Here is a 25,624-nt window from a genome sequence, read left to right on the forward strand (position 1 = left end):
TGATGCGTCGAGGAAATACGTTACAAGATACAGTTGGCGTGGCGCATCAGCGCGGCAGTGAGAGTTAGATCCGAGTTCGCGGACGGGCCCGTGTCACCGCTCGCAGCGGTGTGCTGGTGGTCACGTATTTCGAAAGAGCGTCCAGGCGGAAGCTATAGATTCTGATCAACTTTTCGCGCTCGGCCTTAAACTTGAACTGCAGCGCCGCTAGGCCGGTTATTTTGTTGGTGTGGCGAAGCAGCGTGCCGCGCGCGCTGCGCTCCAGGTGGAAGTATTCATACGATCTCGCGAAGAATGGACCGGACTGGAAGGCGATCTCCTCGCCTGGCGCCATGCCAATGACCCGAGCCCTGACCCTCAGACGCTTTTCCGGATTTGAGCCGATACGGATGTAGACGCTGGCGCCCCGAATGGGGACGCCGTCGATTTCCCAATGAGGATGCCAACGCGGGTAGCCACCGAACTCCGACAAGGTTCGCCAGACCTTAGTGGGGGGGGCGGCGATATCGATCTCAGATTCAATGATCATGGGCGGCCTTTCGTCGCCGTCTCGCTTGAGCTCGATGCAGGCGAGACAGGCTGCGGGCACGGACGGTTGGTGGAAAGCGTACAGACCCGAAACTGCTCGCCTGACATGACCGGGCCGGGGGTCGGCAGGTCGAAGAAAACGCAATGGCGCTCGCGCCCACGCAGGCCCCACAGGACACGCGTCGCCGTGCTGATGACGTTTCCACCCGCGTCAAGACGATCCGCTCGGATGATCCGCGGCGAGGATCCTATAGACCGTCGACAGATCGCACCATGGAAACGGACCCCCTCACCTTCGGCGATGGCGCGGACCGACTCAAGTGCGAAGCCCCGTTGAGTGTTGAGCACGATGGGCTTTTCGATCGTGTCTGCAGTAGCCCCGCCCGAAAGGGCCAGGATCAGAAGCCCAATTCCTTTTCCGCCTAGGTGGCGCAAGTGTTGTCGGTTCATGTTTGATGCTCCAGGCCGATCGCCAAAACCCCGATCGACATGACGAGCAGAAGCATCGCCGCAGCCAGGGCCATCATCGCACGGCGGGCCGATCGGCGGGCCCAAGCCGAAGCTCTGTCTTGTGGTTCCTCTCCGCTCATGCTTTGCGATTCTTGTAGGCCAGCAGCCTCAGGGCGTTGGCCACCACCAGGAGGGTCGATCCCTCATGGAAGATCACCGCCTCGCCGATCTTTAGGCCAAACAGCGTCGCTGGGATCAGCACTGCGACCATGCCGAGACTCACCCACAGGTTCTGGCGGATGACGGCGCTGGTGCGGCGGCTCAAGCCCACGGCGAACGGCAGATGGGTCAGGTCGTCGGCCATCAACGCGACATCGGCGGTCTCCAGGGCCACATCCGAGCCGGCCGCGCCCATGGCGATGCCGACGGTGGCGTTGGCCATGGCCGGGGCGTCATTGACCCCGTCGCCGACCATCGCGGCCTTGCCGTACTGCTGGCGCAGGGCCTTGATGGTCTCGACCTTGTCCTCCGGCATCAGGCCGCCACGGGCCTCGTCCAGGCCCAGGTCCTTGGCGATGGCGTCGGCGACCGACTGGTTGTCGCCCGACAGCATGATCATGCGGGTGATGCCGAGCGCCCGAAGGCGCACGATGACATCTCGGGCCGCCGGACGGGCAGTGTCCATCAGGCCCAGTACGCCGAGGAAACGATCACCGTAGCGGACGACGACGACCGTCCTGCCGCGCGCTTCAAGGCGCTTGGCATCGCTCCAGACCGATACGGGCAGATCCTTCTGGTCGCCTTCGAACAGGCCCGGCTTGCCGATCACGACGTCCTTGCCATCGACCTGGGCCTGGATGCCCTGCCCGGTCAGGCTCTTGACGTTGGTGGCTTCACGACGAGCCTGGCCGGTCAGCTTGGCCTCCCCGTCGCGCACAACGGCGGCCGCCAGCGGGTGGTCGCTGAGCGCCTCGACGGCCACGGCGATGGCGAGCAGCTCGGCCTCATCGACGCCTTCGGCAGGGACGATATCGGTCAGCTTGGGCTTGCCCTCGGTCAGGGTGCCGGTCTTGTCGAAGGCCAGAGCGGTCAGCGTGCCGAGGTTTTCCAAGGGGCCGCCGCCCTTGACCAGGACGCCGCCGCGCCCGGCCCGCGCCACGCCACTGAGCACCGCGCTGGGCACCGAAATGGCCAGAGCGCAAGGACTGGCGGCCACCAGAACGGCCATGGCGCGGTAGAAGCTGCGGCTGAAAGGTTCGTCGAGCACCAGGAAGGCCAGCATTAGGGTCGCGACCAGCACCAGCACGGCCGGCACGAAGACCTTCTCGAACCGGTCGGTGAAACGCTGGGTGGGCGAGCGCTGGGCCTCAGCCTCGGCGACCATGCGCACCACGCGGGCCAAGGTGCTCTCGCCGGCCTTGCGGGCCACGCGGATGTCGAGCGCGCCTGCGCCATTGATGGTGCCGGCGAAGACGCGGTGTTCGGCGCTGGCCTTGGCGAAGTCGAGATCGCGATCGGCGCTGGCGCGCTTGTCGACGGGCACGCTTTCGCCGGTGACCGGGGCCTGGTTGACGCTGCTGTCGCCCGCCACGACGACGCCGTCGGCGGCGATGCGCTCATTGGGCCGCACCATGACGATGTCGCCGATCTCCAGGGCCTCGACTGCGATGTCTTCGGTCTTGTCATCGCGGCGAACCGTAGCGCGCTCGGGAGCCAGCTTGGCCAGGGCTTCGATCGCCCGACGAGCCCGGCCCATGGCGTAGTGTTCCAGTGAGTGGCCCATGCTGAACAGGAAGAGCAGAAGCGCGCCCTCGGCCCACTGGCCCAGGGCCGCGGCGCCAGCGGCGGCCACCAGCATCAAGGTGTCGATTTCGAACTTGCGCTTGCGCAGGTTTTCGATCGCCTCGGTCAGGGTGAACCAGCCGCCGAACACGTAGGCGGCCATATAGAAGGCCAACGAGATCCAGCCATCGGCCTCAAGGCTGATGAGCCAGCCAACCAGCAGTGTCGCGCCGCACAACAGGGCGAAGATTAACTCCGTTCGCTCGCCGAAAAGCCCACCATGGGCGTGGCCGTGGCCGCTCTCCCCTTCGCCGTGCTTTTGTTCTTTATTCGAGCCATGGTCGTGGCCCTTATGATCGTGCGCAGACTTGCTGGTCATGCTAGTCGCTCCTACCGGTGCGGCTCGACGTGATGGCCGCCGTAGCGCAGGACCTCGACCTTCTCGAAGGTGACCAGGCCGATGTCCTTGAGGTCGTCGAGCTTGGTCAGGAAGTCGCGCAGTCGAGCTTCTTCATCGACGAACTCGATCACCACGGGCAGGTTGTCGTTGAAGTCGAGCGGGCGCGGCTCGTGCATGCGAGCGGACTCGCCAAAGCCTTTGCGGCCCCGCAAGACCGTGGCGCCGGCCAGACGTGCGGTCTGGGCGCGTTGGACGATGACGTCCATCAGCGAGCGGTCGCCGACCAGGGCGTTTTCATCGGTGTAGATGCGGAGAAGGATAGCTTGTCCGGGGATCTGCATGGGGTTTCCCTTTTCGGTTGCCTCGATCGAAGGCCGGAGGCTTCGATGGAGTGGAGGTGATGCGCCGGCGCGACGCTGTGGGGCTGAGGGGCCGCGCCGGCGCCCCGGCCTAGTGCGTCGTGCTCAGGGGCGACGCGGCCGGTCCCTCGTCCGGGGTCTTCCGACCAGACCCCAGTTGGAGGATGAGTTTGGCGATGGCGGGCAGGACCAGCAGGGTCACGGCGGTGGCCGTGACCAGGCCGCCGATGACCACCATGGCCAGGGGCTTTTGGACCTCGGCTCCAGTGCCGCTGGCCAGGGCCATCGGGATGAAGCCGATGGCCGGCACCAGGCCCGTCATCAGGACCGGCCGGAAGCGTTCGACCGAGCCCTCATAGATCGCCTGGGCGACGGGGACGCCGGCGTCGAGCCGCTCTCGGACGCTGGTCATGACGACCAGGCCGTTGAGGACAGCCACGCCGGCCAGCACGATGAAGCCGACGGCTGCCGAGATCGAGAAGGTGATCCCGGTCAGCGCCAGAGCGAAGACCCCCCCCGAGAGTCCCAACGGAATGGCTGCGAACACCGAAGCAGCGGACCTGAACCCGCCCAGCGCCATGTAGAGGATCAGGAAGATCAGCACGAAGCACAGCGGCACGACGATCGCCAGGCGCTGGGTGGCGGCCTTCAGGTTCTCGAACTGGCCGCCCCAGGTCAGCCAGTAACCGGTCGGAAGCTGGATGGCCTCGACCTTGCTGCGGGCCTCGTTGACGAACGAGCCGATGTCGCGACCGCGCACGTTGACCTGGATGACGACCCGGCGCTTGCCGTCTTCGCGGCTGATCTGGTTCAGACCATCCGAGAAGCGGAACTGCACCAGCTCGCGCAGCGGCACCGAACGTTGCAGGCCGTTGTCGCCGGCCGGCAGCATGACCGGCAGAGCGCCCAGGACGTCCAGGTCATCACGCTGGGCCATCGGCACCCGGACGGTAATGTCGAAGCGGCGGTCGCCCTCGAAGACGTCGCCGGCCTGACGCCCGCCCATGGCCGTAGCCACGGTATCGGCCACCTGGTCGATGCTGAGACCAAAGCGGGCGATGGCGGCGCGGTCGAACTTGACGTCCAGGGTCGGAGCCCCGCCGACTTGTTCGACCCGGACGCCCTCTGCGCCTTGGATCGACTGCAGGACCGCGCCGATCTTGGCAGCCGTGACGCTCATCTTCTCCAGATCGTCGCCATAGAGCTTGATGGCGACGTCGCCACGGACACCGGCGATCAGCTCGTTGAAGCGCATCTGGATCGGTTGGGTGACTTCGAAGCTGTTGCCCAGCAGCGGGGCGACCTTGCCTTCGATGCGCTCGACGACCTTGGCCTTGTTGCCAACGTCCTTGGGCCACTCTTTCTGCGGCTTGAGGATGATGAAGCCGTCCGAGGCGTTGGGCGGCATCGGATCGGTGGCGACTTCGGCCGTGCCGGTCTTGGAGAATATCATCTCCACTTCGGGCAGGGACGAGACGCTCTTTTCGACCTGGCGCTGCATGGTCAGCGACTGTTCGAGCGCCGTCGACGGGATCTTCAGCGAGCCCATGGCGACGTTCTTCTCGTCCAGCTGCGGGATGAACTCCTGGCCCAGCGTCGTGTAGACCACGCCAGCGACCAGGAAGAGCGCCACCGCGCCGCCGATGAACGGCCAGGGACGATCGACCACGCGCTTGAGGACAGGCTCATAGCGCTGTCTGGAAACCGCGATGATCTTGACCTCTTTTTCCGAGACCTTGCCACGCATCAGGATGGCGACGAGAGCCGGAACGAAGGTCAGCGACAGGATGAAGGCCGCGCCCAGGGCCAGCATGATGGTGATGGCCATCGGCGAGAAGGTCTTGCCTTCCACGCCTGTGAAGGTCAGCAGCGGAGCGAAGACCAGGAAGATAATCGCCTGGCCGAAGACGGTCGGACGGATCATTTCCTGGGCCGCGCGCAGCACGGTCTCCAGGCGTTCAGGCAGACGTAGCAGCCGGCCTTCGTGGTGCTGGCGCTCGGCAAGCCGTAGCAGACAGTTCTCGATGATGATGACAGTGCCGTCGACGATCAGGCCGAAGTCCAACGCCCCCAGGCTCATCAGGTTGCCGGGCACCTTCAGCTCGTTCATGCCGATGGCCATCATCACGAACGAGAGCGGGATGATCAGCACGGCGATGAAGGCCGCGCGGATGTTGCCGAGCAGCAGGAAAAGGGTCGCGGCGACCAGGATGGCGCCTTCGGTCAGATTGCGTTCGACCGTCTTGATGGTGGCGTTGACCAGAACCGACCGGTCGAGTGCGGTGGTGATCACCACGCCGTTCGGCAGGGCTTTGCGAACATCGATCAGCTTGTCGCCGACCGACTTGGCGACCGAGCGGCTATTCTCGCCGATCAGCATCAGGGCGGTGCCAACGACCACTTCTTCACCGTTCTTGCTGGCCGCGCCGGTGCGCAGGTCGCCGCCGACTCGCACGGTGGCGACGTCCTTGACGGCGACGGGCACGGTGCGGCGGGTGGCGATGATGGCGTTCTGGATCTCGTCGAGCGTGCGAACCCGCGCGTCGGCTCGGACCAAGTAGGCTTCGCCGGCGCGCTGGATGAAGTTAGCGCCGACCGAGAGGTTGGCCCCTTCCAGGGCCTTGGCCAGATCTGTGTAAGAGACGCCGTAGGCGACCAGCTTGGCCGGGTCGGGTTCGACCACGTACTGCTTCTGGAAGCCGCCGATGGAGTCGACGCCGGCCACGCCCTTGACGGTGCGCAGTTGCGGACGAACGACCCAGTCCTGGATGGTGCGCAGATAGGCGCCCTGCGAGGTGGCGTCGGTGAGGCGCTCGCCCTCCGGCGTCAGATAGGCGCCATCGCTTTGCCAGCCGGTCTGGCCGTCACGCACCTTGGCGCCCTTGCCGCCCGGATTGGCGTACTCCACCGAGTACATGTAGACCTCGCCCAGACCCGTCGTGACGGGCCCGATCTGCGGCTGGATCCCAGCGGGCAGGCTGTCGCTGGCCTGGGTCAGACGCTCGGCCACCTGTTGGCGGGCGAAGTAGAGGTTGGTCTTCTCAGAGAAGATCGCGGTGACCTGCGAGAAGCCGTTGCGCGAGATCGAGCGGGTGGTCTCCAGGCCGGGGATGCCGGCCAGGGCCGTTTCTACCGGGAATGTCACTCGCTTTTCGATTTCGACCGGCGAAAGCGCGCCGGCCACGGTGTTGATCTGCACCTGGTTGTTGGTGATGTCGGGAACGGCGTCGATAGGCAACTTGGTCAGCTGCCAGGTGCCGAGGAGTGCGATGATGACGGTGAGAAGCAGGACGTACCAGCGCCCCTTCACCGACATCGAGAGTAAGCGACCGATCATTTCGGCGTGTCTCCAGAATAGCGGTTAGGGGTCAGTCTTCTTCCGAGCTCTTGCCGAGCTCAGCCTTGAGCAGGAAGGCATTCTTGACCGCCAGGGTCTCGCCGCCTTTCAGCCCATCGACGATGACCACACGGCCACCGCTGCGCTGGCCGACCAGCACGTGCTGCACCCGGAAGCCTTCCTTCGTTCGGACGAAGACCACGTCGTTGCCGTTGACGGTCTGGACCGCCTCTTCCGACACGACGATCCCGCTGGAGGTCGACTGGCGCGAGGTGATGCGGGCGCGGACCAGTTGGCCCGGCTGCAACAGCCCTGCCCCGCCCGTCAGGGTCAGAACCACCGTGGCGCTGCGAGTCTCCTCGTTGACGCCGGGCGTCACCGATCGCACGACGGCCGTGCGGGTCTCGCCGCTGGTCGTCTCGACGATGGCCTGGTCGCCGGGCTGAACGCGCCGGGCGTCCGCGGCGGTAACCGACGCGTCGACCTGGATCTTGGCCGGATCGGAGATGCGGAAGAGTTCCGTCTCGGGAGCCACGAAGGCGCCCAGGCTGGCGGTCATGGCGGTGACGCGGCCGCTGATCGGGCTGACTACGGCGACATAGCCACCCGACACCGCCGAGGCGCCGGCGGCCGTGGCCGCGCGACGGGCCTCGGCCTCGGCCACGGCCACCTCGGCCTGAGCCGTCTCGTAGTCCTGGCGCGGGCTGACCTTCTGTTCGAAGAGGCGCTTTTCGCGGGCCAGGTTCTTGCGCGCCAGGTCGGCCTTGGCCGAGGCGACGCTACGGTCGGCTGAGATCTGGGCGGCCTCGCGGCTGGAGACCAGGGCCAGGGTCTCGCCGGCCCGCACGGGGTCGCCGAGGCGCTTGGTGATCCGGGTGATCGACCCGGCGGCGCGGGCGGTCAAAGCCGCCTCGCCACCGGGTTCGGCTTCAACCGTGGCCTGCGCCACGACTTCGGAAGCCAGGCCCCCGGTGCTGACCGTCTGCAGCTGGACGCCCGAGGCGGTGATGCGCTCGGGGCCCATCGCTAAGCTCGGGGGTCCGGCCGCAAGAGCCGCCGCCGCCGGCTTTTCGGCGGCCGCCGTCTCGACGGGTTTGCCGCCCGACATCTTGCCGACCGAGAAAGCGGCGATCGCCACGACTACCACGGCCGCGCCGGCCAGCAGCAACTGCCGGTTCGAGGAGTTGGACTTGCGCATCAGCGATCTCCGAAGAGGCGGCCTTGCAGGCGCGCCAGGTCGGCCTCGGCGCGAACGCGCGCCAATTGGGCCTGAATGGTTTGGTCACGCGCTTCGGCCAGGGACCGACGCGCATTGATCAGCTCGACAAGGGGGGCCTTGCCGGACTCGTAGGCGATCCGCGTGAGGCGGAAGGCCTCGGCGGCGCTGGTTTCGCCCTGGCCGGCCGCGTCGGCGCGCGACTGGGCCGCGCCCAGCTGGAACCGGGCCGTGCGGATGTCAGCCTCGGCGTCGAACCGCGCGGCGTTGAGCCGAGCCTCGGCGGCCTGCAGCTCGCCTTGGGCGGCGGTGATGTTGCCGCGGTTCTGGTCGAAAACCGGGATTGGCAAAGACACCCCCGCGATCAAGGCCGTGGAGTCATCACCGCTGAACCGGCGAACACCGGCCGAGACGGTGACGTCCGGCACCGCGCGGGTCCGCTCGATGCGCACGCGGCGGGCGGCGGCTTCGCGATCGGCCTCGGCCGCCTGGACGGCGGGCGTCGATAGCGCGTCAATGTCGTCCGGCAGGCTCGTGAGCTTGGGGCTGGTCAGCAGGCTGTCGCTGAGCGAGGTGTAGGGCGTGGTCGATCCGACGAGGGCGGTGAGCCGCGAGAATGCTCCCGTCCGCTCGGCCCGCGCTTCTTCCAACGACGCGCGAGCGCCGGTGAGCGCGGCTTGCGCCTGGAGGGTCCGCAGTTCGGCCTCTTTGCCGGCGTCGACCAGGGCCCGGGAGGCGCGCAGGGTTTCGTCCGACAGAGTCACGGCCTCCTCGGCCAGGGTGACCCGGCGCTCGGCCGCTTCAGCCAGGGCGTAAGCGTCGGCCAGCGAGAAGGCGAAGTCGGCCTTGGACTGGACGAGACGCGCACGCGCCGCATCGAGCGCGGCGCGGCCGGCGGCCACGCGTGCGCCGCGCTTGCCGCCGACTTCCAGCGGCTGGCTCAGCGAAAGGGTCGTGTCGGCGTTGTTTGCGCCGCTATAGATCCCACTGCCGCTGAAGTTCTCGATTTCCATTCCGACGGTGGGATTGGGTCGAGCCCCGGCCTGGCGAGCCAGGCCCTCGGCCTGGCGCACGCCAGCGGCGGCTTCGGCAAGCCTCGGAGCATTGGTTTGGGCCTGCGTGAGCAGGTCCTTGAACGGCGGCGCCGGATCGGCGACCGCGCCGCTCGCGGACGCCAACGCGCCTGCGACTGCGGCCGCGCTCACGGCCGCGAAACGCAACCGTCCACGCATGATGAGAGTCATGAAGATGTGTTCCTAGAGATTGAGACGCAAACGGTCCGCCTCCTCGGGCGGAAGGGTCGCGTCAGGCTCTAGGCGGACGTTCGAGCAGGACGGAACGATCGATGAGCAGGCCCACATCCGGCTCGGCCAGCCAAACGGCACGATGCTCAAACGCTATCATCTCGGGCGCGAAGGACACGGGCAAGCTTATGCCATGCGCCGAACAATGACCGGTGCAGGCCGTGAGCGTTCTCTTGATGGGGGTCTTCTGGTCGCCAGCGGTCTTGATCAATGCTGGCGCCTGGACGCTCGACATGACGATCTGGCTGGCGACCTGAGTTTCGGTCTCCAGCGCAGCGTGCTCAGCAGGTCCGCAGATGACGATGCCGAGGATGAACGTGCAGGTTACGAACAGCGCCCATGCCTTGCCGAAGCTGAATCGCGAGGACGGCGCGCGGCGCGAGCGCCACGTGTCGGCATATCTGCCGACTTGCCGACGAAGGGGCGCGATTCCAGCCATCGAAATCTGCAATACCTCCGCTCAGTCCAGATTGAAATGCGTTATATGATTACATGTTATAGCGTCACATTGCCGAGCGCTCCAATTACGGCAACAAACACCTGGCGAAGACTTCGCGATAACTGGGGCAAAGCGGAAAGCTACAGAAGCCCGTACCGCGTTGTCGCGCCATGATCGAATCTCTCTCGATGCCCTGCCCATCCCGTTTGAAGTGGTCAGATGGCCCTTAGGCGGACCTCTTTGCCCCCATTTCGCCGGCTCTGTGCCGAGACCACCAGAATCCGCCGACCAGGATGGCCAGGGTGAGCGCCTGGGCGGCGACGCCTTCGATGGTCGGGAAGAAGCCCAGCAGCTCGATGCGCGGCAGGGCCAGCGGATGTAGGTCGAGCAAGCCCGCTTCCTGGAGGGCGGCCACGCCCTTGCCGGCCAGGACGACCGCAAGGATCGCCATCAGGATAGCGCTGTACTCGAAGAACTTGCCGATCGGCAGGCGCTTGGAGAACCGCAGCATGGCCCAGGCGATGGCGGCCAGGACGACGATGGCGCAGCCGACGCCGGCCAGCACCGCGCCGGCCCCGCCCTGGGTCCACAGCGCCGTTAGGAAGAGGATGGTCTCGAACACCTCGCGATAGACGACGATGAAGGCCAGCAGGAACAGGAACCAGGCCGACTGCTTGGACAGGGCGTGGGACAGTTTCTCGCGGATATAGACCTGCCAGGCGTCGGCCTGGGCCTTGCCGTGCATCCACAGGCCCACCGAGATCAGCACGGCGGCGGCGATCACCGAGCCGAAGCCCTCGGTCAGTTCGCGGCTGGCGCCGCTGATCGAGATGAAGAAGGTGGCTGCCGCCCAGGTCAGGCCGCCGGCCGCCAGGGCCGCGATCCAGCCGCCGTGGACGTAGGGCAGGACGTCGGTCCGGTCGGCTTTCCGCAGGAAGGCGATCATGGCGACCACGATCAGGAGGGCCTCCAGGCCCTCGCGCAGCAGGATGGTGAAGGCGCCCAGGAAACTGGACAGCTTGCTGGCCTTCTCCGGGGCCAGGGCTCGGCCGGCGGCGGCGAACAGGGCGTCGAGGCGGTCGATCTGGCTCTTGACCTCACTGGCGGGCGCGGCCTTGCCGATCGCGCCGCGCACGTCGCCCATCGCCCCTTCGATGCGCCGCATCAGGGCCGGATCGCGCGCGCCCAGCGTCGGCTCGATGGGCTCGAAGCCGTCGAGATAGGCGGCCAGGGCGAGATCGGCGGCGGCCTTTCGGTCGCCAGCCTCGTAGGCCTTGAGGCTGGCCGCCAGCTTCTGTCGGGCGACGTCGAGCGAGCCGCCGCCCGAGCGGGTGACGACTTCGGGATGGCGGCGCAGATAGGCGGTCAGGGCCCGGGCCTTGGTCTCCCCCACGGCTGTTGCGAGGGCGGCGGGCGTGGTCTGGGTCAGGGTTTGCAGGTCGGGGAAGCGGGCGCGGACGGCGGCGTCCTCGTTCCAGATCTTCTCGCCCGCGGCAGCTTCGGCGTCGCTGAAAGCGAAGCGCCCGACATAGAAGGCCAGGTCCCAGCGGTCGTCAGACGGCAGGTGGGCGTAGCTGGCCATGGCGGTACCGTCGAGGCCCTGCTGGATGACCTGGTAGAGGCCAAAGACGCTGCGCTGGCGGGCGCGCTCGGCGTCGGCGAAGGCGATCGGCGGCGGGTCCAGGCCGACGGCGTTCGGACCGTCGGCCTTGCCCGTCTCGCCGTGGCAGGCCGCGCAGTTCTCGGCATAGAGGGCCGCGCCGCGCGCCAGGTCCGGCGCGCGCTTGGGCGCCAGCGGCGTCGGATAGGCGGCCAGAAGGTCGTTGGCCAGGGCATGGGCCTTCGCCGAGACCACGGCCGGCTCCTGCTTGGCGGCGATCGTGGCCTGAAGGCTCTCGGCCTTGGCCAGCAAATCCGGCTGGGCCTTGGTGGCCGGCAGGCCGGCGATGCGCTCGCGCACCTGGCCGGCGAATTCGTTCATCTCGGCATATTCGGACGGGCTGATGACCTTGCCGTCCTTCACCGCCCCGGCGTAGTCGACCGACAGGTAGTCGAGCAGTCGCCATGCGGTCTGGGACGAGCTGGCCTCCTGGGCCGTCGCGACGCCCGCGCCACCCGCCAGGACCAGGATCACGATCATCAGCCCAGAGATGGCCCGCCCCACGGCGTTAAGAACAGTAGTCATTATCACTCCGGTGGCGTGGCGATCGGCAGGCTGGAAACGGTACGGGCGACAGGACGGGAAGCGCGGAGCCGCGAAGGCCGCCACGATGAAGCTTCATGCATCCTATAGCCACTGGAGGAGCAAGCGGAAATTATCTCCGATCGACTGATCGCGGCTTAGCGCACCGGGAATGGGGCCAGATTTTAGTTACGGAGATGACCAAGATCGGCGGCATGGAGCGTGGCGCGGTCCAGTTGGACAGCTCTCCGACAAGCCCGAGATCGAGTGGCGGCCGTGACCGGCGCACGCCAAGTTTGGCCGCGAACACGCACTCGGCGCTATGAAGGCGGACGTCGCTCTTGGTGATTGACCCCGATTGAGGCGATGTTCCGCAGGCCCTCAACATCGTCCGTGAGTCCCGTAAATGCATTGCTCAGAGGAGACCCGCCGAGCGTTATTGGCCAGAATGGGATCAATGGCGTTCGCGACGGGCGCAACGTTAGCGGTCGCGAAGAAGGCGACGAGCGCGACGGTCGCCCGGAACCCCAAAACGCTCTGGTCGACCCTCCTTCCGGATCCCGATGCCGTGATGGTCGGCGGGACTGTACAGGGCGAGCGCCTCAGGATTTTGATCGATACAGGCTCGGCTATGACCGTCGTCGATGCCGCGCTTGCCAAGCGGCTGGGCTTGGCTTCAACGGGCGCCCGCAGCGTTCGCGGCGATGTCGGGTCGGTCACGCTGGGCGCGGGTAGCGACCTCAGTCTCGATCTTGGCGGGACGCATTTCGCCGTCGAGCGATATTTGGTCACCGATTTCGCGCCAATTTTTGGAGCCGATGGTGGCTCGCCCAATGTTATCCTTGGGATCGACGCGCTTAGAGACGCCATTCTCGCGATCGATTTTACAGCCCGCCGCCTCGCATTCCTCCCCCGCGACGCCTTCCGGCCATGGCCGGGCGCGGAACGCTTTGCGGTCACCAAGAGCTTGCGCGGGCAGCTCTCTCTCCCGATCGTCCTGGAGGGACACGACCCGGTCGCCGCGGCGATTGACCTGGGCAGTTCCAATCCTCTCACCGTCACGCCGGCCTTGGCGGAGGCGCAAACCTTGATGCGTGGCCGGAGAATTTCATCGGCGGCGACGGGGGGGATCGACGGGCTGTCCATCAGCCGCACTATTTCGGTAGCGACGCTCCGGGTCGGACGCAGCCTGATCAACGATGTTCCCTGCGAGGTGTTGGCGAAGACCGACCCCACCCTTGTCGTCGCCAAGCTGGGCCTTCCCGTTTTCGAGCGATTTCTATTTGCTCTGGATGTCGCGGGCCAAGCCCTTTGGCTGAAACCCGAGGCACGTCGATTGGCGACGCCGTTTAGGCGGGATTTGTCTGGCCTGGGCCTCGCTGTGGAGTCTGGTCATCTGCGCGTCGTCCATGTCGCCCAGGGTGGGCCGGCCGCCTTGGCCGGGTGGCGCGAGGGCGAGATCGTTGTCGCCGTGGATGGCGTGCCAATCGGCCCGCGTTACGCATCGAGCGGTTTGGCTCAATGGCGCTACGGGCCGGCGGGAGGCAAGGCCGTGCTCTCGCTGTCGGATGGATCTACACGCACGCTGGTGCTGCGACGCTACTATTAAGGCTCGAGCAAGTCGCGCTGCCCGGCAACGCTGTTCTACGGCGCCTCGCACCAGGATCAGCGTAGCAGGTTCGCGCAGGTGTCGAAGATCGCCCAGCAGTAGGCGCCTAGGGTGGGCAACGCGGTGACGGCGATTCCAAAGGCCCGCGCGCCCGCGCCGCGCGGATAGCCGCGGAGGAACGTGCTCCTTCCGACGCTGAAGAGGACGACCGCTCCCACGATGTAAGCCAGGGCGGCTTCGCCCTTGGCCGTCGCGAGCGCCAAGAGGCCAACGCTAGTCACGAAGGCCTGCTCAAGGGTGTTTCGAAGGAACGCGGCGGGAATGGCCAAGCGCGCGCTTGGCCGGCTGAAGGCGGACCCGGCGTTGTCGGCGGCCGATACAAACCGCACGTGCGCCACCCTCTGCACGGCCAGCAGCACCCAAAAGCCGACCACCAGATTGGCCCGCAGGCCAAAGGCGATGCGTTCGGCCAGAGACGTCGGGAATTCGAAGAGCCGGGGCAGGCCGAGACACGCCAGTGTGAGGACCGGGACGCATACGGCAAAAGCGAAGGCGGCCTGTCTGCGAACTCGTCCCTGTTCAGTCACCAGATCGATCTGAGGCGGCGCCATCTCCTCCGTCATTTGGGCGCCTTGGTGCGCCGCGCCCATAGACGATAGGTATCGCCGAAGATTTCGGGATGCTTCATCTCGTGGAGATGAAGGCGCCGGAGGTCGCGCATCGAGTCGGATGATCGATTTTCGGCGCGGTAGCGGGTTCGATCTGCCTGATGCCCGAACTGCACGCCGAGAAACTCCAGGCCCGCTGAATCCAGAAGCTCGCCAATCTGGGGCAACGTGAAACGATGCTCTTCCACATGAAAGAGTAGGTCTCGGCAATCAGATAACGTCCAGAAATCCGAGGCCGGGCTCACCACGCTCTGCAGCTGGGCGGGCGCGCCCGCCAGCATCAGTTCACGCCGTAGAGCGCGAATCCCCTCCGCCGAGTTCGCGTACTGTCCATGGGCGATGTGGCGTCGCGCCTCGACAACGGCGCGCCGGCCGATCTCGCTGTAGAGCCCAAGGAAAATAAGGCCCTGCGGTTTCAACAGCCCTGAGAGCACCTTCAGACCTCGCACCGGCTCGGCCATATGGTGAATGACGCCAAAGCTGTCGATCAGATCAAACCGCTGGCTTAGGGCGGTGAGGTCAAGAATGTCGGCTTGAAGGTGTTCAACCTCGATCCCGTATTCTCGGCTCTTGCGCATGGCGTAGCCAAGGCTGGCGCCGCTTAAGTCAACCGCTAGGATCGAAGCGTTACGGTAGGTGCTCGTCACGCGCAGTGTTTCCAGTCCCGTGCCGCACCCAGCGACGAGCACTTGGGGTGCGTCGGTCTCGGGAATTTCCCGCGTTGCGAGCTCAGGCAATGCGGCCTGAACAGCCTCCCGGAACGGCAACGGCGCACCCAGACCGCAGCGCGTCCAGCGCGGATATGGGTTCTCTTCGTATTGCTGCTGCACGGCGATCGAGATGCTGTCGACCATGGGCTTCAGCAGGGGCAGGGTTGAGCGAAGGCGCGCCTCCTCGGCAGGTTCGGTCAGTTGTTCTCGGAGGAGATCGGCCAACGCCGGGAGATCAACGGCCTGAAGTCGCGACGAGAGCGGGGTGGAGGCAAGCGGGCGATACGCCGCCACCAGGGCGATCCTCGCGGCCGCCCCCGCCCCGAATTCGGGGTCTCCGTGTTCAAGCTGGGCGATCAGAGAATCAACGCGACTCTGCTCTTCGGCGCTAGCGAAATAGACGTATTCGTTGAGAAACGCCTGTCGCGCGATCGCGACAATGAGGCCAAGCTCCTCTTCCAGGCTTGCAGGCTCGTCGTTGGCGATGGCCAATAGATCAGCTCGCAGCTGAACGAGCAGAAGCTCCACTGCCGCGTTCGGAATTGGCGCAGATGCAAGGAGGCTTCGAAACAGCGGATCCTGGACGAAGCGGGAGGCGGCATCACTTTTTTCCTCAAGCGTGCGTGTCAGCGCTCGCGGTTCAGCAGCGACCGCATTGAGGAGATCGTCGATCTCCGCATCTTGACGGATGACCGCTAAGGCCGCGGTCGCCAAATTCCGTGGGTTCACGTCCGTTCGTTCGAAAAGGCGGCATAGAACATCACGGAAGGCAGGGGTCGCGGGCGCCACTCGAGTATGGCGAAGGGCGCCTGCAAGCCGCCGCCAGTGCTCGTCGTCCCCAGGCGCGATGTCGACGGCCTGAGCCAGCACGTCGAAGGCTTGCAGCCCTTGGCCAATCTGCAGCAGCGCAACGCCGAGATTGGCGAGGAGGACGGGCCGCATGGGATGGCCGACGGGCGCGTTGACACAGCCTGTCTCGAAGCGGGACGCGGCCAAGCTCGGATCACCGTTTTGCAACGCCAGGAGCCCATACCCGCTGAGCGCGCCAGGCAGGGTTGGCGATAGACGCAGGGCGGCTTGGTAGCTGCGCTCGGCATGAACCCCCTGTCGCATGATCCTGAAGGCGTCGCCTGCGGCAGCGTGGGCTTCTGCAAAGTCCGGCTTCAACACCGCGGCGCGCTGGAAGAATTTCGCCGCTGTCGGATAGGCGTGTAGGCGCCTGTGCGCCTCTCCGAGATTGAACTGGATGAACGGGTTTCGAGGTTGACCGGCAGCCGCCCGTTCGAACCACACCAGCGCATCATCGACCGGACCAGTGTTCATGGCCACGGTTCCAAGGACGTTCAGCGCCGAGGAATCCTTTGGCGTGACGGCGAGGACCCGCTGGGCATGAATTTGCGCTTGGCGCCATTGCCCCCCATTCACAAGCGCGACCGCACGTTGCAGGTCCGACATTACTTGGGCTGACGGGCGGTGCAGCAGATGTGGCGGCTGCCGGCTCATGAGCGGCTAGACCGGCTGAGGCGTCTGCGCCTCGCGCAGATCGGCGCGCGCATCGCTGATAATCGACCAGGCCGACTGCAGGAAGAGCCCGCCGATGACGACCGCCACCACAAGGTCCGGCCAAGCCGCCTTGGTCCAGAAAACCAAGCCCGCGGCGACAACAACCGCGAGGTTGCCCAAGGCGTCGTTGCGCGAGAAGAGCCAGACCGCGCGGACGTTGGCGTCGCCCTTCCGATGCGGGATCAGGATCAACGCAGCGGCGACGTTCGCGACCAGCGCCACGGCCCCAAAGAGGCCCATGAGTTCGGCTTCAGGCTGGTTCAAGACCAGGACGCGGTAGCCTGTATTCAGGAGCACGCCCAGACCAAGCAACGCCAGAAAGTAACCCTGGATCAGGGCGGACTTGGCTCGCCACGCGAGGGACCATCCAATCGCCAGCAGGCCCAAGAAGCTGATCAGACCGTCGCCAACGAAGTCCAGGGCATCGGCCTTCAGCGCCTGAGACCGTGCGATAAACCCGGCGATGATCTCCACCAGCCCGTAGCCAACATTGATCAGGACGACGCCCCAAAGGGCCCGTCGGTAAGAGGGGGTGACATGACTGACCGCTTTGGCGCTTTGGCGTTGGTCGTCGTCCGCGACGGCCTCTTCGCGATCCAGTTGGTAGCCGAGCCCGTTCACGGTCGCCTCGATCTCGGACGCGCGTCGCTCCACCCCGTCGACTTGCAGGGTCATCATCGACGAAGCGATCGATACGCGCGCCGTTTCCACGCCAGGAAGTTTTGACACCGCCGACTGGATCTTCTCGGCGCAGCTCGAGCAGTCCATTCCAGTGACCCGGTAGCGAAGTGTTTCGGCGACCGCCGTCGTGTTGGGCATGCACATCCTCCTCTTGGCCAAGACCTTACTTGCTCAAGTCACTAGAGGATCAAGTCGTTGCAGGCGGTTATTCGCCCTCCAGGTCATGCGGTTCGGGCGCGGTCGCCATGCGGCGATGGGATCTTAAGAGCCCCGCACGCAGGACAGCTACGACACGGCGCCCGTTGAGGGGGACGAGGATCGCCGCTAGGCCCAGATAGGTCCAAGCCAGGATTGTTAGGCTATTGACCGTCGCCACCTCGTCCTCTCGGAAATGAAAGGCCAGTCCGACCTGCACGGCGAAGAGCGCGAACAATAGACCCGCCGACAGAACCGAAATCCGCAGGCGAACCAACAGCATGATGGCGAACAGCGACTGGGCGGCCGTCAGCAAGAATTCTTCCTTCTGCCGCGCGTCGAGGGGCAGGCCGATCAGCCCCCCCGCCCCAAGGCTCATTGCGAGCGGCAGCATGCCGACCAGCAGGGTCCATTGGTTGATCTTGTCGCTGATCATGGCCGTCAGTCCGCTTACCGCACGCCCGGCCAAGACGAAGAGGACCGCAATCGTCACGGCGGGCGCTTCGCTGGCCAATGGCGCGAGCCATTGGATGAGGAGGAACTCGTCGACGCCAAGGATTCTTCCTGACCCCACCATGGCTTCGGCAAACGGCTCGGCGGAGGTCGCGATCACCACGAATGCGATCAAGGTAAGCCCACCCATCCAGGCCCACTGTGCGGTGGGGCGGAGCGCGTTTAGCGCCGCCGCAGGGCCAGGCTCCTCGTCCTCATCGTCGTCGTCGGCCTTTGGCAACTGGCTGACGCGGTAGAGGTAGCCAGCGAAGATCAGGAACAGCACCGCGAAATCGAAGGGAGCAATGGCGCCTTTGAAAAGGATAACGAACGCATAGAGGCTGCCCAGCATAAGGAAGGCGATCTCGACGGCGTTGACGGGTGAGAGTTCGAGAGCCTTGTTGCGCGTCTTCACCCAGTGCAGCAGCACCATCAAAGGCCAGGCCAGTCCCACTAAAAGGCGGTTGGCGCCCGTCATATTGGCGGCGGCGTAGTGGACGTAGTTCGACTGCGGAGCCTGGCCAGCGCGGAAAGCATAGTACAGATCCACCGCGTACTCTGGAAGAACGGTGACCAAGGCGACCAAGGCGACGATGAGGCCCTGAGAAATGTGTTTCTCAGCGGCTTCCGCCCCCCAGGAAAGCATGAAGCCCGCAGCCAGGACCGCGACACCGAAAAAAAGGGCGTCCGCCACAGGGTCGGGTCGCCACCCTGTGATCCTGAGGACCATCGCCGGCGCCACCGCGAGCAAGGCCGCCAACACGAGCAGCATGAATCGGCGCATTCCTGACCCTCCCATAGCCGCGAGACGCGAACGTCGGCGACTGGCTAGCTTGTCTGGTTCCCGTAGCGGACGACCTCAACCTTCTCGAACGTGATCAGACCGATGTCGTGGAATTCGCCGAGAGTGACAACAAACGCGCGAAGGGGCGCTTCATCGTCGACGATCTCGATGACCACCGGCATGTTGTCGTCGAGCCGAAACGGCCGATGCGCGTGCAGTCGCGAGGAGTGGCCATAGCCCAAGCTGCCGCGCAGCACCGTGGCTCCGGCCAACTGCGCTTCCCGAGCTCGCTTGACGATGACCGCCGCGAGCGCCTCGGCGCCATAGAGCGCGTCCTCGTCGGTATAGATCCTCAACAGGACCGCTGAACCAGGTGCAACCATCACGCCGCTCCTGACCAGGTGGAATAAGGACCACAGTTCATGTTCAACTCCTCTGTCTAGCTCGGCTCACCCTTTAGGCAGACGCCTCCGTGGCTTTGGAGGAAGAGGCCGACGCTTCCCGGCTGAAGCGGTCGCCGATCGTCAACAGAAGCTTGCTGATGGCCGGCAGGACGAGGAGGGTGACCGCCGTGGCGGTGATCAGGCCGCCGATGACCACCATGGCCAGAGGCTTCTGAACCTCGGCGCCTGTGCCATGCGCCAGCGCCATCGGGATGAACCCGATCGCCGGCACCAAGCCGGTCATGAGGACGGGACGCACCCGCTCCATGCCGCCTTCGTAAATGGCCTCAACGACGCTCGCCCCATCCTCAAGCCGCTGACGTATGCTGGTCATCACCACCAAACCGTTCAGGACCGCAACACCGGCCAGGACGATGAAGCCGACGGCCGCGGAGATCGAAAAGGTGATCCCCGTGAGGGCCAGGGCGAAGACACCGCCCGACAACCCCAGTGGAATGGCGGCGAAAACGGCCAAGGCTGGCCAGAAACCGCCGAGCGCCAAGAACAAGATGAGGAAGATCGCCAGGAAGCACAGGGGAACCACGATCGAAAGTCGCGCTGTCGCGGCCTTGAGATTTTCATACTGTCCGCCCCAGACCATCCACGAGCCCGGCGGAAGCGGAACGGCCGCCACCTTGTCGCGTGCTTCGGTCACGAAGGAACCGACATCGCGGCCGCGGACATTGGCCTGGATGACGACGCGCCGCTTTCCGTCCTCGCGGCTGATCTGATTGAGGCCGTCGGTGAAGCGGAACTCCACGAGTTGGCGCATCGGAACCGACTGGCGCGCTTGACCTTCGCCGCCGGACAACATGACCGGCATTGCTCCCAGGGCTTCGATGTCATTCCGCTCGGCCATGGGCACGCGCACAACGATGTCGAAGCGGCGGTCCCCTTCGAAGACATTGCCCGCCTCGCGCCCGCCGAGCGCGCTGGCCAGCGTATCGGCAACGTCCTCGACGGTCAGGCCATAGCCCGCGATCGCGGCCCGGTCGAACCGGACGTCGAGCGTGGGCGCGCCGGAAGTCTGTTCCACTCGAACCCCTGAGGCGCCCGGGATGGATCCAAGCGTGGCGCCGATTTTAGCCGCTGCGGCGCTCATCTTTTCCAGATCGTCGCCGTAGAGCTTAATGGCGACGTCGCCGCGCACCCCAGCGACCAGTTCGTTGAACCGCATCTGGATCGGCTGGGTGACCTCGTAGTTGTTCCCGAGCAACGGCTCGGCCTTACCGAGGATGCGCTCGACCGCTTCGGATTTCGAATGCACCCCCTTGGGCCAGTCCTTCTGCGGCTTCAGGATAACGAAGCCGTCGGACTGATTGGGCGGCATCGGATCGGCGGCCATCTCCGCCGTGCCGGTCTTGGAAAACATCATCTCCACCTCCGGCAGGGTCGTGACGGCGCGTTCGACATGCAACTGCATGTCGCGAGACTGCTCCATCGCCGTGGAGGGAATCCGCAAGGAACCGAGAAGCACGTTCTTTTCGTCGAGGGTCGGAATGAATTCCTGGCCGATCGTCGTGAAGATCCCCGCCGCCACCACAAAGACCGCCAAGCCGCCGCCGATGAACGGCCAGGGCCGCAGAAGCGCGCGACGCAGGATAGGCTCATAGCGAACCTTCACCGCCTGAACCGCTTTGACCTCCTTTTCAGCCACCTTGCCGCGCATGAGGATGGCGACCATCGCGGGGACGAAGGTCAGCGACAGGATAAAGGCCGCCGCCAGCGCCAGCATGATGGTGACCGCCATCGGATAGAAGGTCTTCCCTTCGACCCCCGTGAACGTCAGCAAGGGCGCGAACACCAAGAAGATGATCGCCTGACCGTAGACGGTCGGCCGGATCATCTCTTGCGTGGCGTGGAGCACAGTCTCCAGCCGTTCTGGCAAACTGAGCAGGCGGCCCTGGTGCTCCTGTTTGTGGGCAAGCCTCAGAAGACAATTCTCGATGATGATCACCGCGCCGTCGACGATCAGGCCAAAGTCGAGCGCTCCCAAGCTCATCAGATTCCCGGGCACCTTCAGCCCGTTCATGCCGATGGCCATCATCAGGAAGGAGAAGGGGATGACCAGCACCGCAATCAGCGCCGCGCGGCCGTTGCCCAGCAACAGGAAGAGCGTTGCCGCAACGAGCAGCGCCCCTTCCGTCAGATTGCGCTCGACCGTGCCGATGGTGGCGTTCACCAGAGCGGACCGATCGAGAAGCGTGTGTACGACCACCCCGGGGGGAAGGGAGGCCTTAACCTGCTCCAGCTTCTCGCCTGTGGCCTTGGCCACTGTGCGGCTGTTTTCGCCGATCAGCATGAGCGACGTGCCGACCACGACCTCCTGGCCGTTCTTACTGGCCGCGCCGGTCCGCAGTTCGCCGCCGATCCGCACCGCCGCCACATCCTTGACGTGAACGGGGACGCCGCCCCGGGTGGCGATCACGGCCTCTGCGATCTCGTCGAGCCGCCGCACCCGCGCATCGGCGCGCACTAGGTAGGCTTCGCCCGCGCGCTGGATGAAGTTAGCGCCGACAGACAAATTGGCGGCTTCGAGCGCTTTCCCAAGATCGGCGTAAGAGACGCCATAAGCGGCCAGTTTCGCGGGGTCGGGTTCGACGAGGTACTGTTTCTCATAGGGCTCACCTCAAGGTTTGTGCGCTAAAAGGCGCTTAGAAGCACGAACCAAGAACATGAGCTAGCAGGCTGTTGAAATTCGATTTTTGCCCCCTGGTAAAGAGGCTGAAGTCACCAGGGCGAAATCAATAAGCCAATGTTTTCAATAGCCGGATTTGGCTACAGTTCGCGCTAAGCGAGCCAAATCGCGGAAATCGGCCTGTCGGAGCGACTTTTTCAACAGCCTGCTAGGCGACTCGGTAGAGCCTGTCAGCAGGATCGTTCAGCGGCCTGAGCCCGCCTGCCGTGGCAGCGTCGGCCCAGAGGTAGTCGCCCGTCAGACCGACATGGGCCCAGCTCATCGGCGAGAGGTGGGCTAGAAGCTCATCGGGCGCGGCCACGCCCCTCTCCCGCAGATGCTCGACGGCGCGCTGCATATATAATGTGTTCCAAAGCGCGATGGCGGCGATCACCAGGTTGAGGCCTGAAGCGCGGTGTTCCTGGTTCTGTAAAGTGCGATCGGCGATCCGCCCCTGCTTGTGGACGAACACCGCCTGGGCCAGCGCGTGGCGCGCCTCGCTCTTGTTGAGCCCGGCCTGACAGCGGCGGCGCAGTTCCGGGCTTTCCAGCCAGTCGAGCGTGAACAGCGTGCGCTCGATCCGGCCGACCTCGGCCAGGCCCATGTCGAGGCGATTTTGGCGTTTGAACGCCGATAGCTTCTTGAGCATCACCGACGGCGCGACCGATCCGGCTTTCAGCGACGCCGCCAGACGGACGATGTCCTCCCAATTTTCCTCGATGACATCGACCCGGATCGGACGGCCAAGGAGTGGTTCAAGGATCTTGTGGCGCGGCTTGGCTCCGATGATCGCCAAGCGGCGATCCTGCAGATCACGCAAGCGCGGTACGAACCGGTATCCGAGAAGGTGGCACAGGGCGAATACGTGGTCGGTCGCCCCGCCGGTGTCGGTGTAGTGCTCCCCGCCGCCACGACCAATCAGGCCGTCGAGCACATAGGGCGCCTCCGAGGAAGTGGCCGACAACACGCGGGTGTGGAACGAGCCGTGCATGTCCGACAGGTGGGTATAGATCCGCAAGCCAGGCTCAGGCCCGTACTTGGCGTTGACTTCACCCGCTCCGCCGCGTCGGCGGCCCGAGCGGAAGAATTGGCCGTCGGAAGACGAGGCCTGGCCATCGCCCCAGTGTCGGGCGAACGGCTGCGCGTGGTGGACCTCGATAATCCTAGCCAGCGCGGCCTTGTAGTTCTCTTCGCTCAGATACCAGCTCTGGGTCCAGGCGAGCTGAGCGTAGGTGACGCCTTGGCTGGCGTTGGCCATCCGCTCCAGACCAAGATTGGTGGCGTCGGCCAGGACCGCGGCGAGGATGCAGCTGGGATTGTCGTGGACCTTGCCCGACCTCAGCTCGCGGAACGTCGACGAGAAACCCGTCAGGGCGTCTATCTCTCTGAGCAACTCGGTGATCCGGACCCGGGGAAGCAGCGCGTCGATCGCCCGATCTAGCGACCTGGCCTCGTCCGGCGCATTGGCCTTCACCGGCGTCACCGACAGCTCGTCGCCTTTCAGCGTCACGCCGACCAGGTCGCCCTTGGCTAGGCGCCGTGAGAAGCTGGCGAGCCGCTGATCCAGCAGGCTGGCGCGCTCAGCCAGATAGGTTCCCATCTCGGTATCGACGGGCAAGGTCTCGGCTTCGGCGGCGACTTCGTCCTTGGGCAGCAGGTAGTCGGCGAAGCGCTTGTAGGATCGCGAACCTTCGATCCACACGTCGCCAGAACGGAGCCGATCACGCAACGTCGCCATCAACGCCGTCTCGTAGAGCCGTCGGTTGATCGGGCCACCGATGGGCTTGACCAGGGCTTTCCAATGCTTGGAGACGAACGGCATAGGCGCGTCGTCGGGAATCTCGCGCCGGCCGGACCGGTTGAGGTCGCGGAGGAGTTCAAGGGCCTTCAGCAATGAGGCGCCGCCCGTGCCTGACCGGAAGCGTATGTGTTCCAGGAAGGTCGGAACAAACCGGCGCAGGGCGCCGTAGCGGTCGGCGGCGCTAACCAGTGGATCTTCCACCGCCAGCGCCGCCAGGGCCTCGATCTTCGGTCTGGCCTGAATGACCTTCCACCATCCAACCTGGGCGTCGAGTGTGTCGAGCACGTCGCCGCCGTCGGCCCGGGCATGTTCGACCGCGCCGATCACGCCGCTGAACAACCGCATGAGGTTGCTGACCTCGCGGCTGCTGGCCTGGTACTTGCGCTCGCGCCCCCGACGGCCCTTGGCGAACAGCGAGCCGACCATCTTGTCGAACATATCGACCGCGGCGTCGCTCAGGCGGCTTTCGAGAAAGATCAGCTGCGCGACCACGGTCGCCCGGCGGCGACCCACGCCGTAACCGTTGAGCAGGAAGGCCGGCGCGACCGCTCCCTCTCGGACATACTGCTCGAAGCGCCGTTCGTGGATGGTCTCGGTGATCGCCGGATTGATACCGATGGCGCGAACGTAGGCCAGACGCTCGGTGATCCCCGCCATCGACGCGGCGCTCGGCGACTCCGGGATGTCGCGCAGCCAGGCCAGGGCCGATTTCTTGAGGTTGGCGTCATTGACCAACAGTTGGTCGATGCGGTCCAGTTGCGAGAGCGAGATCGGCGCCAGCAGATCCTCAGCCGCCTTGCGTCTTGCCTGGGAGCGGCCAGCCAGGCCGACGCGCTCCAAGGTGTCGGGAGACGGCAGGATGATCCGTCGCCGGCGCAGTTCTGCGATCAGGGCCTCCACGATGGCTCCGCCCTTGTCGGTGGCGACGGCCGCCGCGGCGGCGATCGACACCGCCAAGCGAATATCGCCACGGACAAACAAGCGTATCCCTAGTCGCTCATGAAGCTGACCTGCGTGCTCGCTGCGTGTTTTTAGTCTTTTGGCATAGTCGCCTAGCGCTTCAGGTGAAACATGCACTTGGTCGGACAAAAAGCGCAGCACGATCGGGGGAACAACTTGACCAGGCAGCCACCCAAAACCTGGATGGCGTAGCAGCGCCATTTGCACAGCGGAGCCCAGCTTGTTGGCTGGACGTTTACGCTCGTCGATCCACTTGAGATCGTCTGGCACCAGCGTGTAGCAGCGCGCCACCTCTCGGTCGGTGACCGGAGGCTCGAACAACCTTCGCCGTTCGTCACCCGTGAGCAAGCTTCGCCGCGCCATGGGATGGTCCTGACCGCTTCTGCAGGTGGCTCATAATTCGCGAAAAATGAGACGCTGACTAGCCTCAACGATTTCAGCGGCTTGCGTGTCTCGAATTATAGTCTCAGAAATAGGCGCATGATTTACGGATATGCACGGGTTTCGACCGACGGTCAGAGCGTCGAGGCGCAGGTCGCCGAGTTGACGGCGGCCGGTTGTGAAAAGGTGTTCAGCGAGACGGCGTCGGGCGCCAAGACCGACCGCAGCCAGCTCAAGCGCGCCATCGCTTCGCTGGCGGCAGGCGACGTGCTGATGGTCACTCGGCTCGATCGCCTGGCGCGCTCGACACGCGATCTTCTCAACGTTCTGGCCGCTCTCACCGAGAAGGACGCGAAGTTCCGCTCAATTCGGGACACCTGGGCCGACACCACCACCCCGCACGGCCGGTTGATGCTGACGGTGCTGGGCGGCTTGGCCGAGTTCGAGCGTGAATTGATCAGGTCGCGCACCAGCGAGGGCCGCGAACGCGCCAAGGCGCGCGGCGTCAAGCTTGGACGCCGCCACAGCCTGACCGTGGCGCAGCGCGCCTTCGTCGCCCAGCAGCGGGCCAATGGCGAAAGCGTGCGCCATCTGGCTCGGGTTCTGGGCGTCAGCAAGGCGACCATCGGTCGTATCCCGCCGTCCGAGGGATGAAGACACTTA

General features: G+C 65.3%; 16 protein-coding genes and 1 pseudogene. 2 read left to right on the top strand and 15 right to left on the bottom strand.

All coding sequences use genetic code 11. The features are described 5' to 3' along the window. Window positions 1-64: 64 nt before the first annotated feature. From ACW173_RS25365 to ACW173_RS25400, 8 genes are all read right to left on the bottom strand, one after another. The gene (locus ACW173_RS25365) at window positions 65-529 is read right to left on the bottom strand and encodes an SRPBCC family protein (RefSeq protein ID WP_062095849.1); all 465 of its coding nucleotides are present in this window, start codon (window positions 527-529) and stop codon (window positions 65-67) included. Window positions 530-1,114: 585 nt separating this feature from the next. Next, on the bottom strand, window positions 1,115-3,139 hold the full coding sequence (locus ACW173_RS25370; RefSeq protein ID WP_492086184.1) for a heavy metal translocating P-type ATPase: 2,025 nt from the start codon (window positions 3,137-3,139) through the stop codon (window positions 1,115-1,117). Window positions 3,140-3,150: 11 nt separating this feature from the next. Beyond that, window positions 3,151-3,501 (bottom strand): DUF190 domain-containing protein, encoded by a 351-nt coding sequence (locus ACW173_RS25375; protein WP_492086185.1) that lies wholly within the window; start codon window positions 3,499-3,501, stop codon window positions 3,151-3,153. A gap of 109 nt (window positions 3,502-3,610) precedes the next feature. Beyond that, entirely contained in the window at window positions 3,611-6,856 is a 3,246-nt protein-coding gene (locus ACW173_RS25380) for an efflux RND transporter permease subunit (RefSeq protein ID WP_492086186.1), read from the bottom strand. 31 nt (window positions 6,857-6,887) lie between these two features. Beyond that, entirely contained in the window at window positions 6,888-8,054 is a 1,167-nt protein-coding gene (locus ACW173_RS25385; protein ID WP_492086187.1) for an efflux RND transporter periplasmic adaptor subunit, read from the bottom strand. Beyond that, a complete protein-coding gene (locus ACW173_RS25390; protein ID WP_492086188.1) occupies window positions 8,054-9,316 on the bottom strand; it encodes a TolC family protein in 1,263 nt (420 codons plus the stop codon). The genes ACW173_RS25385 and ACW173_RS25390 overlap by 1 nt, the downstream gene beginning before the upstream one ends. A 61-nt stretch (window positions 9,317-9,377) precedes the next feature. After that, the gene (locus ACW173_RS25395; protein ID WP_062093429.1) at window positions 9,378-9,827 is read right to left on the bottom strand and encodes a hypothetical protein; all 450 of its coding nucleotides are present in this window, start codon (window positions 9,825-9,827) and stop codon (window positions 9,378-9,380) included. Between the two features lie 214 nt (window positions 9,828-10,041). Next, window positions 10,042-12,000, bottom strand: coding sequence for an FTR1 family protein (locus tag ACW173_RS25400; RefSeq protein ID WP_492086189.1), 1,959 nt, complete (start codon window positions 11,998-12,000; stop codon window positions 10,042-10,044). Window positions 12,001-12,454: 454 nt separating this feature from the next. Here ACW173_RS25400 and ACW173_RS25405 point away from each other — a divergent pair, with 454 nt between their 5' ends. Next, the gene (locus ACW173_RS25405) at window positions 12,455-13,606 is read left to right on the top strand and encodes an aspartyl protease family protein (RefSeq protein WP_168193568.1); all 1,152 of its coding nucleotides are present in this window, start codon (window positions 12,455-12,457) and stop codon (window positions 13,604-13,606) included. A 56-nt stretch (window positions 13,607-13,662) separates the two neighbouring features. Here the strand turns inward: ACW173_RS25405 and ACW173_RS25410 are convergent, their stop codons facing one another. The 7 genes and pseudogenes from ACW173_RS25410 to ACW173_RS25440 form a co-directional block, all read right to left on the bottom strand. Beyond that, window positions 13,663-14,229, bottom strand: coding sequence for a hypothetical protein (locus ACW173_RS25410; RefSeq protein WP_099504452.1), 567 nt, complete (start codon window positions 14,227-14,229; stop codon window positions 13,663-13,665). Further along, complete coding sequence (locus ACW173_RS25415; RefSeq protein WP_246842001.1) at window positions 14,226-16,439, bottom strand: methyltransferase domain-containing protein; 2,214 nt, start codon at window positions 16,437-16,439, stop codon at window positions 14,226-14,228. The genes ACW173_RS25410 and ACW173_RS25415 overlap by 4 nt, the downstream gene beginning before the upstream one ends. 54 nt (window positions 16,440-16,493) lie before the next feature. After that, the gene (locus tag ACW173_RS25420) at window positions 16,494-17,366 is read right to left on the bottom strand and encodes a cation efflux transmembrane domain-containing protein (protein WP_492086190.1); all 873 of its coding nucleotides are present in this window, start codon (window positions 17,364-17,366) and stop codon (window positions 16,494-16,496) included. A 67-nt stretch (window positions 17,367-17,433) separates the two neighbouring features. Then, entirely contained in the window at window positions 17,434-18,699 is a 1,266-nt protein-coding gene (locus ACW173_RS25425) for a calcium:cation antiporter family protein (protein ID WP_492086191.1), read from the bottom strand. Between the two features lie 44 nt (window positions 18,700-18,743). Next, on the bottom strand, window positions 18,744-19,082 hold the full coding sequence (locus ACW173_RS25430; RefSeq protein ID WP_099504399.1) for a DUF190 domain-containing protein: 339 nt from the start codon (window positions 19,080-19,082) through the stop codon (window positions 18,744-18,746). A gap of 73 nt (window positions 19,083-19,155) precedes the next feature. Then, window positions 19,156-21,762: pseudogene (locus ACW173_RS25435) on the bottom strand (efflux RND transporter permease subunit); the annotation flags it as partial. 226 nt (window positions 21,763-21,988) lie between these two features. Continuing rightward, entirely contained in the window at window positions 21,989-24,943 is a 2,955-nt protein-coding gene (locus tag ACW173_RS25440; protein WP_062099745.1) for a Tn3 family transposase, read from the bottom strand. Between the two features lie 117 nt (window positions 24,944-25,060). Between ACW173_RS25440 and ACW173_RS25445 the strand changes: the two genes are divergently transcribed. Continuing rightward, window positions 25,061-25,615 (top strand): recombinase family protein, encoded by a 555-nt coding sequence (locus tag ACW173_RS25445; RefSeq protein WP_062099744.1) that lies wholly within the window; start codon window positions 25,061-25,063, stop codon window positions 25,613-25,615. Window positions 25,616-25,624: the final 9 nt, after the last annotated feature.

The organism is Caulobacter sp. ALps2 (assembly GCF_058681635.1).

Coding starts and splice junctions, on each gene's coding strand:
- ACW173_RS25365 (WP_062095849.1), bottom strand. CDS start 529: ATGATCATTGAATCTGAGATCGATATCGCCGCCCCCCCCACTAAGGTC.
- ACW173_RS25370 (WP_492086184.1), bottom strand. CDS start 3,139: ATGACCAGCAAGTCTGCGCACGATCATAAGGGCCACGACCATGGCTCG.
- ACW173_RS25375 (WP_492086185.1), bottom strand. CDS start 3,501: ATGCAGATCCCCGGACAAGCTATCCTTCTCCGCATCTACACCGATGAA.
- ACW173_RS25380 (WP_492086186.1), bottom strand. CDS start 6,856: ATGATCGGTCGCTTACTCTCGATGTCGGTGAAGGGGCGCTGGTACGTC.
- ACW173_RS25385 (WP_492086187.1), bottom strand. CDS start 8,054: ATGCGCAAGTCCAACTCCTCGAACCGGCAGTTGCTGCTGGCCGGCGCG.
- ACW173_RS25390 (WP_492086188.1), bottom strand. CDS start 9,316: ATGACTCTCATCATGCGTGGACGGTTGCGTTTCGCGGCCGTGAGCGCG.
- ACW173_RS25400 (WP_492086189.1), bottom strand. CDS start 12,000: ATGACTACTGTTCTTAACGCCGTGGGGCGGGCCATCTCTGGGCTGATG.
- ACW173_RS25405 (WP_168193568.1), top strand. CDS start 12,455: ATGGCGTTCGCGACGGGCGCAACGTTAGCGGTCGCGAAGAAGGCGACG.
- ACW173_RS25410 (WP_099504452.1), bottom strand. CDS start 14,229: ATGACGGAGGAGATGGCGCCGCCTCAGATCGATCTGGTGACTGAACAG.
- ACW173_RS25415 (WP_246842001.1), bottom strand. CDS start 16,439: ATGTCGGACCTGCAACGTGCGGTCGCGCTTGTGAATGGGGGGCAATGG.
- ACW173_RS25420 (WP_492086190.1), bottom strand. CDS start 17,366: ATGCCCAACACGACGGCGGTCGCCGAAACACTTCGCTACCGGGTCACT.
- ACW173_RS25425 (WP_492086191.1), bottom strand. CDS start 18,699: ATGCGCCGATTCATGCTGCTCGTGTTGGCGGCCTTGCTCGCGGTGGCG.
- ACW173_RS25430 (WP_099504399.1), bottom strand. CDS start 19,082: ATGGTTGCACCTGGTTCAGCGGTCCTGTTGAGGATCTATACCGACGAG.
- ACW173_RS25440 (WP_062099745.1), bottom strand. CDS start 24,943: ATGGCGCGGCGAAGCTTGCTCACGGGTGACGAACGGCGAAGGTTGTTC.
- ACW173_RS25445 (WP_062099744.1), top strand. CDS start 25,061: ATGATTTACGGATATGCACGGGTTTCGACCGACGGTCAGAGCGTCGAG.